The organism is Bacillus sp. B2-WWTP-C-10-Post-4, from assembly GCF_009183805.1.
Lineage (GTDB): Bacteria > Bacillota > Bacilli > Bacillales > Bacillaceae_G > Bacillus_A > Bacillus_A cereus.
In genome coordinates this window covers 1-18,656 of sequence record NZ_WEII01000022.1, presented here as the reverse complement: position 1 = coordinate 18,656, position 18,656 = coordinate 1, and the positions used below count along the sequence as shown (strand labels likewise).

Genomic DNA, 18,656 nt, shown 5'->3' with positions numbered 1-18,656 from the left:
AAATAAATCGTACTTTAAACGAAGTACGATTTATTTTGCTAATAATTATACCTCATAAGGGTATATAGAGGTGAGAGACATGAATGAACAAAAAGAGGCCAATCTTCAAATATCAGGAATGACATGTGCGGCATGTGCAAATAGAATTGAAAAAGGTCTAAAAAAAGTAGAAGGTGTTCATGAGGCAAATGTAAATTTTGCGCTTGAAAAAACAAAAATAATGTACGATCCAACTAAAACAAATCTACAACAATTTAAAGAAAAAGTTGAAGCGTTAGGATATGGAATTGTAAGTGATAAAGCTGAATTTACTGTTTCAGGAATGACATGTGCAGCATGTGCAAATAGAGTTGAAAAGCGTTTAAATAAGTTAGATGGTGTGAACAAAGCGACAGTAAATTTTGCTTTAGAATCAGCTACAGTAGACTTTAATCATGATGAAGTTAATGTAAATGAAATGAAGAGCGCGATTACGAAGCTAGGATATAAATTAGAAGTGAAACCAGATGATCAAGATGCATCAACTGATCATCGATTACAAGAAATTGAAAGACAAAAGAAGAAGTTTATTATTTCGTTTATTTTATCTTTCCCATTATTATGGGCAATGGTTAGTCATTTCTCATTTACGTCGTTTATTTATTTACCAGATATGTTAATGAACCCTTGGGTGCAACTAGCACTTGCAACTCCTGTTCAATTTATCATTGGTGGACAGTTTTATGTTGGAGCTTATAAAGCGTTACGTAATAAAAGTGCGAATATGGATGTTCTCGTGGCGCTTGGAACGTCGGCCGCGTATTTCTATAGTGTATATTTAAGTATTCAATCTATTGGTTCTTCGAAACATATGACAGATTTATATTTTGAAACGAGTGCGGTACTTATTACATTAATTATTTTAGGTAAATTATTTGAAGCGAAAGCAAAAGGGCGCTCATCAGAAGCAATTAAAAAATTGATGGGTTTACAAGCGAAGACAGCTACAGTTGTGCGAGATGGAACAGAAATAAAAATTTTGATTGAAGAAGTAGTAGCTGGTGATATCGTCTATGTAAAGCCTGGTGAAAAAATACCAGTAGATGGTGAGATTGTAGAAGGAAAGTCAGCAATTGATGAATCGATGTTAACGGGTGAAAGTATTCCTGTTGATAAGTCAATTGGGGATGTAGTAATAGGTTCGACAATAAATAAAAATGGATTTTTAAAAGTGAAAGCAACTAAAGTAGGAAGAGATACTGCATTAGCTCAAATTATTAAAGTAGTAGAAGAAGCACAAGGTTCAAAAGCTCCTATTCAAAGGGTAGCAGATCAAATTTCAGGTATTTTCGTACCGGTTGTAGTTGTGATTGCGATTATCACATTTGCAGTATGGATGATATTTGTTACACCTGGTGATTTTGGCGGAGCACTTGAGAAAATGATAGCAGTACTTGTTATCGCTTGTCCGTGTGCATTAGGTCTTGCAACACCTACGTCTATTATGGCGGGATCAGGAAGGTCGGCTGAGTATGGTATTTTATTTAAAGGTGGAGAGCATTTAGAAGCAACGCACCGATTAGATACAGTTATTCTAGATAAAACGGGTACAGTGACAAATGGGAAACCGGTGTTAACAGATGTAATGGTAGCAGATGGATTCCATGAAGCAGAAATACTACGTTTAGTAGGTGCGGCAGAAAAAAATTCTGAACACCCACTTGCAGAAGCAATTGTAGAAGGAATTAAAGAAAAGAAAATTGATATCCCAAGCTCAGAAACGTTTGAAGCGATTCCGGGATTCGGTATCGAATCCGTTGTAGAAGGGAAACAATTATTAATTGGTACACGTCGATTAATGAAGAAATTCGATATTAATATTGAAGAAGTTTCTAAATCGATGGAAGCGCTAGAACGAGAAGGAAAAACAGCGATGCTTATTGCGATCAATAAAGAATATGCTGGTATAGTGGCCGTTGCAGATACTGTAAAAGATACTTCAAAAGCAGCTATCGCAAGACTTAAGAAAATGGGTCTAGACGTTGTTATGATTACAGGAGATAATACACAAACTGCTCAGGCAATTGCGGGGCAAGTTGGTATTGATCACGTAATTGCAGAAGTATTACCAGAAGGAAAAGCAGAAGAAGTGAAAAAACTCCAAGCACAAGGTAAGAAAGTAGCGATGGTTGGAGACGGGATAAATGATGCTCCTGCTCTTGCTACAGCGAACATTGGTATGGCAATTGGAACGGGAACGGATGTAGCGATGGAAGCAGCGGATATAACGTTAATCCGCGGTGACTTAAATAGTATTGCTGATGCGATCTTTATGAGTAAAATGACGATAAGAAATATTAAACAAAATTTATTCTGGGCATTAGCTTATAACGCGTTAGGAATTCCAATTGCGGCATTAGGTTTCTTAGCCCCTTGGGTTGCTGGAGCAGCGATGGCATTTAGTTCTGTATCCGTTGTATTAAATGCATTACGATTACAAAGAGTTAAATTAAAACCTTAAAAAGCTACATTAAGTAATTGAATAGAATTAAAAAACAATACTTGAATAAGTATTGTTTTTTTGTTCGTATAGAAATTAAAACGATATAATAAAGCAGAAATATAGAATCGTATGTAGTAGAAAAGTTAAGAGGTAGTTTCGTAAGGAGACTTATATATGTTAAAAGATATTATAATTAGAACATTCCAGAAAGAAGATTTAGATCAAGTATTACAATTGTTCTATGAAACAGTTCATACGGTTAATGCAAAAGATTATAATGAGTTACAGCTACAGGCGTGGGCACCGGAGCGACTAGATAGAGAAAATTGGTTACAGTCTTTAGAAAAGAATATTAGCTATGTAGCGGATCATAAAGGTGTGATTGTGGGGTTTGGGGATTATAACGATGATCGTTACATAGATCGTTTATTTACGCATAAAGATTATCAAGGGGAAAGAGTCGCTTCATACATACTACAGAAGTTAGAAAAAGAAGCAGTGAACCTAGGGCATAGGGAGATATATACAGAGGCGAGCATTACCGCAAAACCTTTTTTTGAAAGTAAAGATTTTATTTGCATAAAAGAACAAAAGAAACAACATAATGGTCAGATTTTTATTAATTATGTTATGAAAAAAATATCCTTCTCATAAATGAGAAGGATATTTTTCATTATTTTACAGCTTCTTTTAGTTCTTTACCAGCTTTGAAAGCAGGTACTTTAGAAGCTGCGATTTGCATTTCTTCACCAGTTTGTGGGTTACGGCCTGTACGAGCAGCTCTTTCACGAACTTCGAATGTACCGAATCCGATAAGTTGTACTTTTTCACCAGCAGCTAAAGTGTTAGTGATTGATTCTACTACAGTTTGTACAACTACAGTAGCTTCTTTTTGAGAAATCTCAGCATTTTGTGCTACGTTTTTAATTAATTCTGTTTTGTTCATGTTTTTCACCTCATATGTAAATAATGCTATTTAAGTTGTTATTATAACGTATAAAACATTCGAGAACAAGTGTACGTACATATATTCGCAAAAAAAATGAAATTTGTAATATTTTTTAGGGCACTTTATAGACATTCCATTTAAGCGGACAGAGATTTGTTCTTCATTTCAGTCTTCTCTTGATGAGCAGGTAGTTTCTTATTATAAGATATGAAGTAAGGTAGTGCTACAAATAACATACCTCCTACTAGATTTCCAAAGAAAACAAAAATAAAGTTTGGAAAATATTCAGCCCAAGTGAAATGACCGGCAAAAATCGCGGCTGGGATGACAAACATATTGGCTACAACGTGTTGAAATCCAATCGCAACAAAAGTCATAACCGGGAACCAAATACCGATAATCTTTCCGATAAATTCTTTACTTCCCATACTGAGCCAAACAGCTAAACAAACGAGCCAATTACATCCGATTGCAGAAATAAATGCTTGCAATGGCCTATCTTGTAGTTTCGCTTGAGCGATAGAAATAGTTTTCGCTAAAAAAGCTCCCTCAGTTAAGCCAACGATATGACCGAAAAAGTAGGCTACAAATACAGCCCCTATGAAATTGCTAAATGTAACAATAACTAAATTTCGTATGAAATAAAATAAAGTAATTTTCTTTTGGAGCCAGGCCATAGAAACTGTCATCATGTTACCGGTTACTAGTTCACCGCCTGCAAGAATAACGAGAATAAGACCAATAGGAAATACAGCAGCGCCTAGAAAACTAGAAAATGATCCCCAATATTTTGGCATTGTCCCAATAACATGAATATCGAGTAAATACCCTAATGCGATAAAAGCGCCACCAAAAAAACCAAGAATTAGCATAGGGAGCAATGATAAATGAGCTTTTTTCCTTCCTGAATTCGCAGCAAGTTCCGTAATTTCTTCTGGTGTAAATACAGACATGAATAACCCCTCCGTAATCAAATGATGGAATGAATAGAAAAAATTTCGAAAATCTATGTATTATAAAAATATGTTATGACTTCTGTATAAAATTGTCAAAGTGAATAGAGAGGGAATTACATATTGATAATATTGTTCATGTTGTCACATGAATGTAACAATAAGGATTTAAAGTGTTTCTAGAGGTGAAAACATGAATACGAATCATGTAAAAAAAGAACGAAAAAAATCAATCGTAAAGATATTTATTATTAGTTTTATAAGTATATTAATGATACCAGTAAGTTTGTATTATTATGCGACAGAAATAGAACGAAAACTAGTAACAGTTACGTGGAATGAAATAGAAGCTTCTACAATTCCTAAAGAGTTTAATAATAAAAAAATATTGCAGTTTTCAGATGTACATTTAGGACCAGAGTTTACACTGAAACAACTTGAACATTTAGTGGAGAAGATGAATGAATTACATCCGGATATAGTAGTTTTTACCGGAGATTTAATAGATAAATTTGGGTCTTATAGTGCGGAAAGAGAAGAAGCGAAGGTTATTTTGCAGAAAATTTACGCTCCCTTAGGGAAATATGCTGTGTTTGGGAATCATGATAGGGGCGGGGGCGGTAGTTTATTTTACAAAAAATATATGGAAGAAGCTGGTTTTTCTGTATTAGTAAATGAAGTGCAGAAAATTAAAGTGGAAAACGGCAAATATATTATAATATCAGGTTTGGATGATTTTCTATTAGGGAAGCCGAAAATAGATTCAACTTTAAAAAACTTGAAACAAAATGATTTCAACATGTTATTAGTACATGAGCCGGATGTTGTAACCAAAATAAATCGTTACCCAGTTGATCTTCAACTGTCAGGACATAGTCACGGAGGACAAGTCCAAATTCCTTTTGTAGGTCCGTTAATTACTACCAAACTAGCTGAGCACTACGTTGAAGGTATGTATGAAGTAGAGGGGAAGAGTAAGCCGTTATATTTATATGTAAATCGTGGCATTGGGACTACTAGGATGCCTGTTAGATTTTGTAGTGTACCTGAACTTTCAATTTTTGTGTTGAAGCAAAATAGTAACTAGAATATTTAACAATATGATTCCAAGGAACGTGCGATGTTGGTCGATGGAAAAGAGTTTCTTAAAACTTTAGATGTGACAAAGTAATTTTCATAAATAAAAAACAACAATAGGACCTATAAAGGGACCTATTGTTGTTTTTATCCTGCATTGATTGCCCATAAATGTCCGATTGATGAGGGCTAATTATAGTTTTACTTTGTTATTTTTGCAAGGAAAGACCATCAAAATATGTTCTATAGTTATTTGAGAATTCAAAGTTGTTTTTTGCATCCCAATTAATAGACCAAGACATTAGGCCGCGGAATGCAGGATAGCCACTCTGGTTAGAAATTTTATACTTTCCTCCGAACGGAACTCCTTTAATAATATAATTTAAAGCTTTTTTCATTTCAGTCGGAGAAATATATCCGCCACTTGGAGCTGCCGCTGGTGCTGCAGGAAGTCCAATCATTACCTGATCTGAACGAAGAGCTGGGAAAATGTTATTTGTATTACCACCTACAGGAAAACCATGTAAGAGCATATCTGCCATAGCGACTTCGTAGTCTGCAGTACCTTGATTGTAGTTATTACCGTCCATTCCAATCCCGCTACCAGCATTGTAGTGTTGAACGTGAATGTATGTTAGTTTATCTTTCACTCCGTAAATAATTGGTAAATATGCACCCCAGATGCTTCCGTATGCGCTATAACCGCCTTGAACATAAGCTGTTTCAGGAGCCATGCTTAATAGAAAATCTGGACCATAATGATCTGAGATTGTTCGAATAGCTGATATAAGATTTACGATTTGGGGAGTAGTTGGGTTTTTGAAATTAGTGTCATTTCCGTTTAAGTAAATACCTGATTCAAGGTCAATATCTATTCCGTCAAAACCGTATTTATCGATTAGAGATTGTATGGAATTAATAAAACGTTGCTTAGAGGCATTGTCAGGAAGTAAAACGACTCCATTTTGTCCACCTATTGAAAGAACTACTTTCTTTCCTTTACTTTTTAAATAAGAAATATCTGATTTGAATTCTGCATCTGTACCATACACAGGAGAAAATTCAACAGTGGAACGATCACCACCAGTTTCACCAAAAGATACATTGATTACATCCCATTTTGGTGAAACGTCTTTTAATTTAATAATGCCAGTACCGTTATCAAAATTATGCCAGTATCCAACGAGTAATTTTGAACCTAAATTGTTTGCTGCTTGTGATTGGAAAGGGGATAGCGGTAGAAGTAAGAACATTACTAAAATACAACAAAAAAATTTGAACTTGTTTAACATATCAACACTCCTATACAAAAAGTTGTCTAGATGTATAATCTTGTTTATTTAATGATATCTGAAAATTCTTTCTTTTGTAAGAGGACTATAATTTTCTCAACAATTGTGTATGAGAAAGTATTAAACCTAATGTAATAATTTTTGAAGGAGGTTGAATTTTAATTGTTGAATTCAGAATATTTTGATATATTTTAAAGTATAGGACAAAATCTTTCGCACAGTACTCTTACATAAATTTCAAAATTTAGTTTGGAAGGGGATGTACAAGATTTGGATAAAAATCTAAAGAAAGACCTCAAAATACGCCACATTACAATGATTTCAATTGGCGGTGTAATAGGGGCTGGTTTGTTTGTTGGAAGTGGTGCAGTTGTACATTCGGCAGGACCAGGTTCTATCGTTTCATATGCATTAGCAGGACTTCTAGTCATTTTCGTCATGAGAATGCTAGGAGAAATGGCAGCTGTTAATCCGACAAGTGGTTCATTTGCAACGTATGCAAGAGAAGCGATTGGTCCTTGGGCGGGTTATACAATAGGCTGGTTATACTGGTTTTTTTGGGTAATTGTTATTGCAATAGAAGCCACAGCAGGTGCTGGTATTATCCAATATTGGATTCCACAAATACCGCTTTGGTTATTAAGTTTAATATTAACAATTTTATTAACACTGACGAACGTTTTTTCGGTGAAATCATTTGGAGAGTTTGAATATTGGTTTTCTTTTATTAAAGTAATAAGTATTGTTTTGTTCCTTTGTCTAGGTCTTGCTGTTATTTTAGGATTTGTTCCAGGAACAGAAGCACCCGGCACTTCGAATTTAATTGGACAAGGTGGATTTATGCCAAACGGTATAAGTTCGGTACTGCTTGGAATTACTGTCGTTATATTTTCATTTATGGGATCAGAAATTGTAGCAGTAGCCGCAGGTGAATCTGCAGAACCTGTAAAAGCAGTAAAAACAGCAACAAACAGTGTGATTTGGCGTATTCTTGTATTTTTTATTGGGTCTATAGCGGTAGTTGTTACGCTACTGCCATGGAATTCAGCAAACATATTAAAAAGTCCATTTGTAGCTGTACTGGAACATATAGGAATACCAGCTGCGGCACAAATTATGAATTTTATCGTTTTAACAGCTGTACTCTCTTGTTTAAATTCGGGTTTATATACAAACTCAAGAATGCTTTTTTCGATGGCAGAAAGAGGAGATGCTCCAAAGGCGTTTTTGAAATTGAACAGTAGTGGTGTTCCAGTTCGGGCCGTTTTATTTGGAACTTTCTTCGCTTATATTGGCGTTGTGTTTAGTTACATTTCTCCAGATAAAGTCTTTTTGTTTTTAGTGAATGCATCTGGCGGGATTGCGTTACTAGTTTATCTCGTTATTGCAGTTTCGCATTTAAAGATGCGTAAAAAAATGGGGAAAGTGGAACAACAAAATTTGAAAGTGAAAATGTGGCTTTTTCCGTATGTAACGTATGTTACAATTGTTGCTATTATAGCAGTTTTAGTTGCGATGTTCGCAATTGATACTTTACGTTCACAAGCACTTTTAACAATGTTTGTTACTGTTCTTATCATACTTTCTTATTTTATTTTTAATAGAAATAAAAATAGCACAGTTTTGAATCCTAAAAGTAAGAATGAGGAATCTGTTCGATTCTAATTTTCGAAGAGAGTTACACCCAGTCATTGCTATAAAAGAGTCATATATAATCATAGAAACAAGTAATTACTATTGTCATAGTGGATATAAACTTTTTTCTTGACTTTTTATACGAAGGCGAGCAAAATGGTAAAAAAGGAAGGGGGGATGATAATGGAAGAGTACGTATTAGAGCTGTATAACCTGTTATATACGACAGAATGGCAAGATATTGTTTCGTTTCTAGGAATCGTATTTTGCATGAAAATTGTAATTGTATATATGGAAGAGCAAGGTATGTTCTATTCCTTCTCATCCCCGTTCGATATGCAGCGCGAGCCGTTGCTAAACTATGCCAATGTGAATTACGAACAAATTCCTTTTGTTATTTTCTTTATGATTCGATTTATTACAGCAATTGTAAGGAAAAAGGAAAGTGACGATGAAGAGTGCCACTCAACTTGTAATATAGCGAATGTTTTTTAAGCTAAATACAAGGAGGAGATTTATATGTGGTTTCGATTTCTTATGATTGGTTTCTTTTCATTAACAGCAATTTCTTTAATGGGATATCAAGTGTCTGAAATTTTTCAAGCATATAGCGATACATTTTTTAACAAAAACTAATCGCGTTGCTATTTGAATAATAAAGCGATAAAATCCTTCTTAAGAAGTTTTATTAAGAAGGATTTTTTCTTTGTCTTATCTTGCTGTGTCAAACTATTGTCACATTTACACTGTGAATAGTATGTTAAAATAGTGAGGTTACGTATACATATTTGAAGGAAGAGGGAGTGACCATTTTGGTGGATCAATCAACAAATCAGAAAAGCTATGCTCCTATTGTGATAACGCTTTCTGTAATTGTAAATGCGATTATTTTATTTTTGTTCTTTGGACCTGTTGGCTATGAAGGAGAATTACATTTTGATGTAACAATTTTACCAATGTTAAATGCAATTTTTAATAGCTTTACGTTCGTATTCTTATTAGCAGCTCTATACTCTATTATTAAGAAGAATGTGAAAATGCACCGTGGTTTCATCCTGGCAGCATTTACAACGACGTTGCTATTTTGTGTTTCTTATTTATCTTATCATTACTTAGCGCCAGCAACACATTTTGGCGGAGAAGGATTCATTAAATATGTGTATTTCATCATTTTAATTACACATATTATCCTGGCAGCAATTATTGTACCACTTGCATTGTTTGCACTTGTATTTGGTTTTACAAATCAATTAACACGTCATCGTAAAATTGTACGTTGGACGATGCCGATTTGGTTATATGTAAGTTTATCTGGTGTTATTGTTTACTTAATGATCTCACCTTATTACCAATAAAAAATCTCAGCCTGTAGGCTGGGATTTTTTTATTAAGCAAATATTTTTGTGAAATGAAAAAAATATGGTATACAAAAGTATAGTTGCTTTTCATATAGAAGGGATGGTAAAGGAATATGCAAAATTTTGTATTTCGTAATCCAACGAAACTTATTTTCGGTAAAGGTCAATTAGAGCAGTTAAAAACTGAAATTCCACAGTTCGGTAAAAAAGTTCTTCTCGTATACGGGGGAGGCAGCATTAAAAGAAACGGTATTTATGATAATGTAATTTCTATTTTACAGGATATAAATGCAGAAGTATTTGAATTGACAGGTGTTGAACCGAATCCACGTGTATCAACTGTAAAGAAAGGGATTCAAATTTGTAAAGAAAATGGTGTTGAATTTATTTTAGCAGTTGGTGGAGGAAGTGTGATCGACTGTACGAAGGCAATTGCAGCTGGTAGTAAGTACGATGGAGATGTATGGGATATTGTAACGAAAAAAACATTTGCTAATGAGGCATTACCATTTGGTACTGTACTTACTCTTGCAGCAACAGGATCTGAAATGAATGCAGGCTCGGTAATTACAAACTGGGAAACGAATGAAAAGTATGGATGGGGTAGCCCGGTTACTTTCCCGCAGTTTTCAATTTTAGATCCAGTTCATACTACTTCTGTACCGAAAGATCAAACAATTTACGGTATGGTAGATATTATGTCGCACGTATTAGAGCAATATTTCCACAACGGAACAAATACAGAACTACAAGATCGTTATTGTGAAGCTGTTTTAAAAACAGTAATTGAGACAGCTCCTAAGCTTTTAAGTGATTTAGAAAATTATGAGCATAGAGAAACTATTTTATATTGTGGTACTATGGCGTTAAACGGCATTTTAGCGATGGGAGTAAAAGGAGATTGGGCGACTCATAATATTGAGCATGCAGTTTCTGCTGTTCATGATATACCGCATGGAGGCGGCTTAGCAATTCTATTCCCTAACTGGATGAAGCATGTCGTAGATGAAAATGTAAGTCGTTTTAAACAGTTTGCTATTCGCGTATTCAATGTAGAAACAGATGGAAAGACTGAGCGAGAAATTGCGTTAGAAGGAATTCAGGCATTACGTCAATTTTGGACTTCAATTGAGGCACCAGTAACATTATCTGATTATGCTATTGGAGAAAATGAAATTGATTTAATGGTGGATAAAGCGATGGCTTATGGTGAATTTGGTAACTTTAAAAAATTAAATAAAGATGATGTTTTAAGTATATATAAAGCTTCTTTATAAGTGAATTGAGTAAAGAAATCCGTTTGATATAACGATCAAATGGGTTTCTTTTTTGTTATTTATAACTGTTTATGATTGATTTTGATTATTTATGAATGTTTATGGTTGATTTTTGTGATCGTTTTCATTATACTGTAATCAAAGAAGAGGTGAATAAAATGTTAACTCCTGAACGTCATCAAATGATATTGCAACTTGTAAAAGAGCAGAAGATTGTTAAATTACAACAATTGGTGGAAAGAACAGAAAGCTCTGAATCAACAATTCGTCGTGATTTAGCGCAATTGGAAAAACAAAGGTTATTAAAGAGAGTTCATGGTGGTGCCGCTGTTTTAACAGGAAAAGGGCAAGAACCAACGATGGTTGAAAAATCATCCAAAAACATTCAAATAAAACAACAAATTGCTAATTATGCGGCTAGCGTTGTTGAACAAGGTGATTGTATTTATTTAGATGCAGGAAGTACAACATTTGAAATGATTCCATTTTTAATAAATAAAGATGTGACTGTCGTTACGAATGGACTTATGCATATTGAAGCTTTAGTTGAAAATAATATTCGTGCGTATTTACTAGGTGGAATGATGAAGAGTAGGACGAAAGCTTTAATCGGTGCTATGGCACAGGAAAGTATGCAGAAGTATCGTTTTGATAAATGTTTTTTAGGTGCAAATGGTGTACATGAACAGCTTGGCTTTACAACGCCAGATCCAGAAGAAGCGCTCTTAAAACAAATGGCATTAACATTAGCAAACGAAGGATATTTCTTAATTGATGAAAGTAAGTTTTCAGAAGTTGCATTTGCGAAAATTGCAAATGTTGAAGAAGCAAATATTATTACAAACCATTTAGAAATTGATTTAGAAAAATATAAAAGACAAACCAATGTAATTGAGGCTGATAAACAATGATCTATACAGTTACTTTAAACCCATCTATTGATTATGTAGTACAAGTTAATTCCTTTGATTTAGGCGCAGTCAATCGAGCAGAGAAAGATATGAAGTTTCCTGGAGGAAAAGGGATTAATGTTTCTCGCGTTCTCCATCGTTTAGGTGTGGAAAATGTAGCACTTGGATTTACTGGTGGATTCACCGGTCAATTTATTAAAGGTGTATTACAGGCGGAAGGCGTAATGACAAACTTCATCCAAGTAGACGGAGATTCCCGAATTAATGTGAAAATAAAAGGGCAAGAAGAGACAGAATTAAATGGGCAAGGTCCTAATGTGACAAATGAGCAATTTGAACAATTAATGAAACAAATCGAAAGTATGAAGCAAGGAGATTGCGTTGTGCTAGCTGGAAGTGTACCTGCATCTATCCCAACTACCTTTTATGAATCAATCGCAGCGCTCGGAGCTGAAAAAGGTATTCGAGTAGTAGTCGATGCGAGCGGAAGTGCACTGCAGCATGTAATTAAAAATAAGCCATTTTTAATTAAGCCAAACCATCATGAACTTGGTGAGTTGTTTGGAGTGGAGCTTTCAACAGTAGAGGACGTTTTACCTTATGGAAGAAAATTAATTGAACAAGGTATAAAACACGTTATCGTATCGATGGCTGGAGAGGGAGCTTTATTATTTACGGCAGAAGGTATATATGAAGCGACTGTTCCAAAAGGTGTTGTAATTAATTCAGTTGGGGCCGGAGATTCTCTTGTTGCAGGGTTTGTAGGCAAATATGAACAGACAAAAGATATTGAAAAGGCATTTCAATACGGCGTTGCAACAGGGAGTGCAACAGCATTTTCAGCTGATTTATGTAAGAAGGAAAAAGTAGAAGAATTATTGTCGCAAGTAATTGTAGCTAAGCGATAGGGGGAAGCAACATATGAAAATTACAGAACTATTAAAAAGGGATACAGTCATTATGGATTTGACAGCTTCAAATAAAGAAGCTGTCATAGATGAATTAGTTGAGAAATTAAATGGGGCAAATCGTTTAAATAGTAAAATGGAATTTAAAGAAGCTATTTTAAAGCGGGAGTCCCAAAGTACGACTGGAATAGGGGAAGGTATTGCAATACCTCATGCGAAGACAAAGGCTGTTAAACAACCATCGATTTGTTTTGGTAGAAGTGTAAGCGGTATCAATTATGAGTCGCTCGACGGACAGCCTGCACACTTATTCTTTATGATTGCTGCAAGTGAAGGAGCGAATAATACTCATTTAGAAACGTTGTCTCGTTTATCGACATTATTAATGGATGAAGGGTTTCGCAAGCAACTATTAGAAGCGAAGGATGAAAGTGAGCTTCTTCAACTATTTGATGAAAAAGAGAATGAAAAAGAAGAAGAGATTGAAGTCGCCAAACCAGAAGGAAATGAACCGTACGTATTGGCAGTTACGGCTTGCCCAACTGGAATCGCTCACACGTATATGGCCGCAGATAGCTTGAAAGCAAAAGCAGCAGAGCTAGGAATCGCAATTAAAGTTGAAACGAACGGATCAACAGGTATAAAAAACGGTTTAACAAAAGAAGACATTGAACGAGCAACAGCTATTATCGTAGCAGCAGATAAACAAGTAGAAATGAACCGTTTCGCTGGGAAGCATGTCATTCAAGTACCAGTCGCTGATGGGATTAGAAAAACGGAAACGCTTCTTAATCGAGCTGTAAAGCAAGATGCACCAATCTTTAAAGGTGTAAAAGAAGATGGAAAGGCAGAAAGTACGGAAAAAGAAAAAGGATTAGGAATTTATAAGCATTTAATGAATGGCGTAAGTAATATGCTTCCATTCGTTGTTGGCGGCGGGATTTTAATAGCGCTAGCGTTTTCGTTTGGTGGTATAAAGGCGGAAGGTCCTTTAGCTGAATTGTTCATGTCAATTGGTGGAGGAAAAACAGGTGCGTTTTTATTCCTTGTACCAATTTTAGCTGGATTTATTGCAAGTTCTATTGCTGATCGTCCTGGTTTTATGCCTGGTGTTGTAGGTGGATTTTTAGCGGCGAATGCGAATGCTGGCTTTTTAGGTGGATTAATTGCTGGTTTCTTAGCTGGATATGTTGTTTTAGGGTTGAAAAGATTATTTTCAGGACTACCAGTACAATTAGAAGGAATTAAACCTGTTTTGTTATATCCAGTCTTTGGATTATTGATTACAGGAGTTGTAATGCAAAAAGCAGTGATTCCGCCTGTAGTAGCATTAAATGAAATGTTGACAGGGTGGTTAAATGGTTTAAACGGTACGAATGCTATATTACTAGGTCTTATTTTAGGTGGTATGATGGCAATTGATATGGGTGGTCCAATTAATAAAGCGGCGTTTACGTTTGGTATTGCTGCAATAGAAGCACAGAATTTTGGAGTGCACTCAGCAGTTATGGCTGGTGGTATGGTACCGCCACTTGCGATTGCATTTGCAACTACATTCTTTAAATCAAAGTTTACAGAAGCGGAACGTAAATCTGGTTTAACAAATTATATTATGGGAGCATCGTTCATTACAGAAGGTGCGATTCCGTTTGCAGCTGCAGATCCGGTTCGAGTAATTGTAAGTTGTGTTGTTGGTTCAAGTATTGCAGGTGCGTTATCTATGTTATTCCAAATTACATTACCAGCACCGCATGGTGGATTATTTGTAATAGCGTTAGTAAATAAACCGTTACTATATATTTTCTCTATATTAATTGGAACGATTGTCTCGGCTATTATGCTAGGTGTTTGGAAAAAGAAAGTTCAATAACAAATGAAAAGAGAGCAGCTTTTAGTAGCTGCTCTCTTTTTATTACAAAAAAATAGGTTAACAATTAAATATTGATGTTTTTTGGTAAAAGATATAACGAATTGTGAATTTTTTGTAACAAAAAAGTAACACTGTAATTTTTTCTGGAAAAAAGTTCTTGTGCTCGTATATGAAAAATATATGAAAACCACTGGAGATTGTATGAGAAATACATTTTATTAATATGGAAATTTATGTTACAACTCGTTAATCGTATATTACGAATGCTTTGTAATTGTGTGATTTCTAAAAATTCTAAAAATCTGTTGCTATAATGAAAATACGAAAACAAAGCAAATGGAGGCTATTCATGAAAAAATTATTAGGTATAGCAACAGCAGCAGTTTTTGGTCTTGGGATTTTTGCGGGTTCTGCTAAAGCGGAAACAATTGTAACAACAGACGTATTAAATGTTAGAGAAAACCCAAATGTAGAGTCAAAGCTTGTAGGTAAAGTGTTAAGTGGGAATACACTAGATGTTATAAATACAGAAAATGGATGGACAAAAATTAAGTTGAACGGTAAGGAAGCGTTTGTAAGTGCCGATTTTACAAAGAGCACATATTATGTAACGGCGGGCGTATTAAATGTTCGTGCTGGAGCGAATACTGATTCTGAAATTTTAGGTAAACTTAATAAAAATGATGTGATTGAAACGACGAATCAAGTTCAAAATGAATGGTTACAATTTGACTACAATGGAAAAGTTGGATATGTTCACGTGCCATTTTTAACAGGAACAGCACCTGTAATCGAAAAGAAAGAGGTTGTAGCTCAAGAAGAAGCGCCAGCTAGAACAAATACGCCGGTTAAAAATAATACAGTAGTTAAGAATAAAGAGTCTGTTAAGAGTAACGATTCTATTAAGAATGTAGAATCAAGTAAACCTGTGGTAAAAGAAAAACCGGCTGCAAAACCAGTTGCAAAATCTACTGAAACAAGTGCGCCTACTGGTGGTCGTGAAATTACAGTAGAAGCGACGGCATATACAGCAGATCCGAGTGAGAATGGTTCGTATGGTGGTCGTGTATTAACTGCAATGGGGCATGATTTAACAGCAAATCCAAATATGAAAGTAATTGCTGTTGATCCGAAAGTAATTCCGCTTGGATCAAAAGTATGGGTAGAAGGATATGGAGAAGCGATTGCTGGAGACACTGGTGGTGCGATTAAAGGAAATCGTATTGATGTATTAGTCGGTTCAGATGGTAGTGCTAATAGCTGGGGGCGCAAATCTGTAAAAGTGAAAGTTATACAATAGGTTATCGATATTAATATAAAAAGCGGTTGCTTGAAATTATGTAAGCAGCCGCTTTTTATGGATTATTGAAATGGATAAATAGTTTTACCTGTAATAATTTTATATGCACTGCAAAATTGCGTTTGTATATATTCTGTATTTTTATTTTCTGGATGTAATGTTGTTTCATGAAGGGTAGAATGAAAAGCCCGTAGTAAACAATTTAGGGCGAAGTATAATTCCTCTTGTGAACAATTTTGTTCTTTTATAGAAGTAGCTAAAATGAGGTCTTTTGTCAAAGATGAAAAATTGAGGGTGGATTGTTTCATAGTTAACTCATCCTCTCGAAACTATTTTTATCATGTATATGCAGAATTGGACAAACTATGTTCTTTTTTCTGTATAATTTCATGTACCGAAATGAAAGAACTTGCAATCATGCCGTTAAAATTGGTAAGATTGGGTATAATCAATAGATGGAGTATATTACATAAAGAGAGTTGAATGATATGGGAGAAGTGCAACGTGAAAAAGTTGCTGTCATCATTGGACCAACTGCTGTTGGAAAGACGAAGTTAAGTATCAATCTTGCCAAAGCGTTGAACGGTGAAATTATTAGTGGTGATTCCATGCAGATCTATCGAACGATGGATATTGGAACTGCAAAGGTAACAAAAGCAGAGATGGACGGAATTCCACATTATATGATCGATATAAAAAATCCGGAAGATTCATTTTCTGTCGCGGAATTTCAAGAACGTGTTCGCAAGCATATTCGAGAAATTACAGAACGTGGTAAATTACCAATTATAGTTGGTGGGACCGGTCTTTATATACAATCTGTTTTATTCGATTATCAGTTTACAGATGATGCTGGTGATGTGATATACCGAGAGCAAATGGAAAAGTTAGCTTTAGAACGCGGTGTGGAATATGTACATAAAAAATTGCAAGAAGTAGATCCAGAAAGTGCGGAGCGTATTCATGCAAATAATGTACGACGTGTCATTCGGGCTTTAGAAATTTTTCGCACAACGGGTGAAAAAATGAGTGAACAAATTGAGAAACAAGAAAAAGAGTTACTCTATGATGTTTCATTAATTGGCTTGACAATGGATCGAGAAATGCTATACGATCGCATTAACTTACGAGTGGATTTGATGATGGAACAAGGCCTATTAGAGGAAGTAGAAGGGCTGTATAATAGAGGGATACGAGATTGTCAATCTATTCAAGCGATTGGATATAAAGAAATCTATGATTATTTTGAGAATCGAGTTTCTTTAGAAGATGCGGTATCACAATTAAAGACGAATTCGCGTCGTTATGCAAAGCGTCAATTAACGTGGTTCCGTAATAAAATGGATGTCACGTGGTTTGATGTTACAAACGGTGAAAAAACGTCAGAAATTTTACGATACATAGAAGGAAAGTTACAAGTAAAGTCGAATAATAGTAAGTAGAGAAAAAGAGGAGGATTCGACATGAAGCAATCAATCAATATTCAAGATCAGTTTTTAAATCAACTCCGTAAAGAAAATACGTTTGTTACGCTGTACTTATTAAATGGTTTCCAGCTTCGTGGACTAATTAAAGGATTTGATAATTTTACAGTCCTGCTGGAAACAGAAGGTAAGCAACAGCTTATTTATAAACATGCAATTTCTACATTTGTACCACAAAAAAATGTTTCAATTGAATTAGAATAGTAATGAATTATTGTACATAACAAAAAAGAGCGAGTTTCCTCGCTCTTTTTTTATTTGTCATAAACAATATATAGTGAAATTTAAGCGATTCTAAATACAGTAAGGCGGATGTTAGTATTTCCTGTTGCAGGGATCGTAATCTCATTAAGTGTAGATTGGACAGAGATTCTTGCACCAGCTGCTAATGTTTCTATTGTAGTAAATGAAAGTGAGTCGCCTATTAAATTTGAAGAGAAATTATCAGTTGCGACTGCTCCATTAATTGAAATTCCTACTCCGAGTGGAGCGCATCCTGGCGCAGTTGTAGAAATGGATACGCTAATTACATAAATACCACCGTTAATAACAGTAACTGTATCTGTGCCGTTGAAGATAATATTGTTTACGTTAATTGCAGTACTAAAAATAAAATTATTAAATTGCAGTACTGTTTGCTGAATATTGTTTGTTACAACAATTGTTGCTATAGGGAAGCTAGGTCCAGTAGGCCCAGTAGGTCCGGTAGGTCCACCAGAAGGTCCAGTAGGTCCAGTAACTCCTATGCCAGTAGCGCCGGTAGCACCCGTTGGTCCTTGAATGCCTTGAGACCCGGTAGCGCCTGTGTTACCTTGAACACCTTGAGGTCCAGTAGCGCCGGTAGCGCCTGTGTTACCTTGAACACCTTGAGGTCCAGTAGCACCTGTGTTACCTTGAACACCTTGAGGTCCAGTAGCACCAGTAGCACCTGTGTTACCTTGAGCGCCTTGAGGTCCAGTAGCACCAGTAGCACCCGTGTTACCTTGAGCACCTTGAGGTCCAGTAGCACCAGTAGCGCCTGTGTTACCTTGAACACCTTGAGGTCCAGTAGCACCAGTAGCACCTGTGTTACCTTGAGCGCCTTGAGGTCCAGTAGCGCCAGTAGCACCTGTGTTACCTTGAATACCTTGAGGTCCAGTAGCACCAGTAGCACCAGTAGC

General features: G+C 35.5%; 18 protein-coding genes. 13 read left to right on the top strand and 5 right to left on the bottom strand.

Annotation, left to right across the window (positions count from 1 at the left end):
• Window positions 1–79: 79 nt before the first annotated feature.
• Window positions 80–2,500: a heavy metal translocating P-type ATPase gene (locus GBN78_RS11790; protein ID WP_001005322.1), complete on the top strand. Its 2,421-nt coding sequence runs from the start codon at window positions 80–82 to the stop codon at window positions 2,498–2,500.
• Window positions 2,501–2,656: 156 nt separating this feature from the next.
• Window positions 2,657–3,136: a GNAT family N-acetyltransferase gene (locus GBN78_RS11785; RefSeq protein WP_152127429.1), complete on the top strand. Its 480-nt coding sequence runs from the start codon at window positions 2,657–2,659 to the stop codon at window positions 3,134–3,136.
• A 19-nt stretch (window positions 3,137–3,155) separates the two neighbouring features.
• Here the strand turns inward: GBN78_RS11785 and GBN78_RS11780 are convergent, their stop codons facing one another.
• Together GBN78_RS11780 and GBN78_RS11775 are read right to left on the bottom strand one after the other, a co-directional pair.
• A complete protein-coding gene (locus GBN78_RS11780; protein WP_001043904.1) occupies window positions 3,156–3,428 on the bottom strand; it encodes an HU family DNA-binding protein in 273 nt (90 codons plus the stop codon).
• Between the two features lie 140 nt (window positions 3,429–3,568).
• On the bottom strand, window positions 3,569–4,384 hold the full coding sequence (locus GBN78_RS11775) for a formate/nitrite transporter family protein (protein ID WP_152127428.1): 816 nt from the start codon (window positions 4,382–4,384) through the stop codon (window positions 3,569–3,571).
• Between the two features lie 193 nt (window positions 4,385–4,577).
• Here GBN78_RS11775 and GBN78_RS11770 point away from each other — a divergent pair, with 193 nt between their 5' ends.
• A complete protein-coding gene (locus tag GBN78_RS11770; RefSeq protein ID WP_001095343.1) occupies window positions 4,578–5,471 on the top strand; it encodes a metallophosphoesterase in 894 nt (297 codons plus the stop codon).
• 199 nt (window positions 5,472–5,670) lie between these two features.
• On the opposite strand, the gene GBN78_RS11765 is transcribed toward GBN78_RS11770, so the two are convergent.
• Window positions 5,671–6,753, bottom strand: coding sequence for a chitinase (locus GBN78_RS11765; RefSeq protein ID WP_000932444.1), 1,083 nt, complete (start codon window positions 6,751–6,753; stop codon window positions 5,671–5,673).
• 270 nt (window positions 6,754–7,023) lie between these two features.
• Between GBN78_RS11765 and gabP the strand changes: the two genes are divergently transcribed.
• The 8 genes from gabP (at window position 7,024) to entD (ending at window position 16,012) form a co-directional block, all read left to right on the top strand.
• Entirely contained in the window at window positions 7,024–8,418 is a 1,395-nt protein-coding gene (gene gabP / locus GBN78_RS11755; RefSeq protein WP_000360110.1) for a GABA permease, read from the top strand.
• A 126-nt stretch (window positions 8,419–8,544) separates the two neighbouring features.
• The gene (locus GBN78_RS11750; protein WP_002005644.1) at window positions 8,545–8,883 is read left to right on the top strand and encodes a hypothetical protein; all 339 of its coding nucleotides are present in this window, start codon (window positions 8,545–8,547) and stop codon (window positions 8,881–8,883) included.
• Between the two features lie 317 nt (window positions 8,884–9,200).
• Window positions 9,201–9,743: a DUF420 domain-containing protein gene (locus GBN78_RS11745; protein ID WP_000228314.1), complete on the top strand. Its 543-nt coding sequence runs from the start codon at window positions 9,201–9,203 to the stop codon at window positions 9,741–9,743.
• Between the two features lie 116 nt (window positions 9,744–9,859).
• Window positions 9,860–11,023, top strand: coding sequence for an iron-containing alcohol dehydrogenase (locus GBN78_RS11740; protein ID WP_074625428.1), 1,164 nt, complete (start codon window positions 9,860–9,862; stop codon window positions 11,021–11,023).
• A 158-nt stretch (window positions 11,024–11,181) separates the two neighbouring features.
• Window positions 11,182–11,934, top strand: a complete 753-nt coding sequence (locus GBN78_RS11735) for a DeoR/GlpR family DNA-binding transcription regulator (protein WP_000957264.1) — start codon at window positions 11,182–11,184, stop codon at window positions 11,932–11,934.
• Window positions 11,931–12,842, top strand: a complete 912-nt coding sequence (gene pfkB / locus GBN78_RS11730; protein ID WP_000640834.1) for a 1-phosphofructokinase — start codon at window positions 11,931–11,933, stop codon at window positions 12,840–12,842. The genes GBN78_RS11735 and pfkB overlap by 4 nt, the downstream gene beginning before the upstream one ends.
• Before the next feature lie 13 nt (window positions 12,843–12,855).
• Entirely contained in the window at window positions 12,856–14,712 is a 1,857-nt protein-coding gene (locus GBN78_RS11725) for a PTS fructose transporter subunit IIABC (protein WP_000704595.1), read from the top strand.
• Between the two features lie 349 nt (window positions 14,713–15,061).
• Window positions 15,062–16,012 (top strand): cell wall-binding protein EntD, encoded by a 951-nt coding sequence (gene entD / locus GBN78_RS11720; protein WP_000734613.1) that lies wholly within the window; start codon window positions 15,062–15,064, stop codon window positions 16,010–16,012.
• A gap of 62 nt (window positions 16,013–16,074) precedes the next feature.
• Here the strand turns inward: entD and GBN78_RS11715 are convergent, their stop codons facing one another.
• The gene (locus tag GBN78_RS11715) at window positions 16,075–16,320 is read right to left on the bottom strand and encodes a hypothetical protein (protein WP_000814435.1); all 246 of its coding nucleotides are present in this window, start codon (window positions 16,318–16,320) and stop codon (window positions 16,075–16,077) included.
• A gap of 180 nt (window positions 16,321–16,500) precedes the next feature.
• Between GBN78_RS11715 and miaA the strand changes: the two genes are divergently transcribed.
• Window positions 16,501–17,454, top strand: a complete 954-nt coding sequence (gene miaA / locus GBN78_RS11710; RefSeq protein WP_000504958.1) for a tRNA (adenosine(37)-N6)-dimethylallyltransferase MiaA — start codon at window positions 16,501–16,503, stop codon at window positions 17,452–17,454.
• A gap of 21 nt (window positions 17,455–17,475) precedes the next feature.
• The gene (hfq, locus tag GBN78_RS11705; protein WP_000813896.1) at window positions 17,476–17,700 is read left to right on the top strand and encodes an RNA chaperone Hfq; all 225 of its coding nucleotides are present in this window, start codon (window positions 17,476–17,478) and stop codon (window positions 17,698–17,700) included.
• An 80-nt stretch (window positions 17,701–17,780) separates the two neighbouring features.
• Here the strand turns inward: hfq and GBN78_RS11700 are convergent.
• A partial coding sequence (locus GBN78_RS11700) for a Gly-Xaa-Xaa repeat protein (RefSeq protein ID WP_152127427.1) occupies window positions 17,781–18,656 on the bottom strand: 876 nt, incomplete at its 5' end.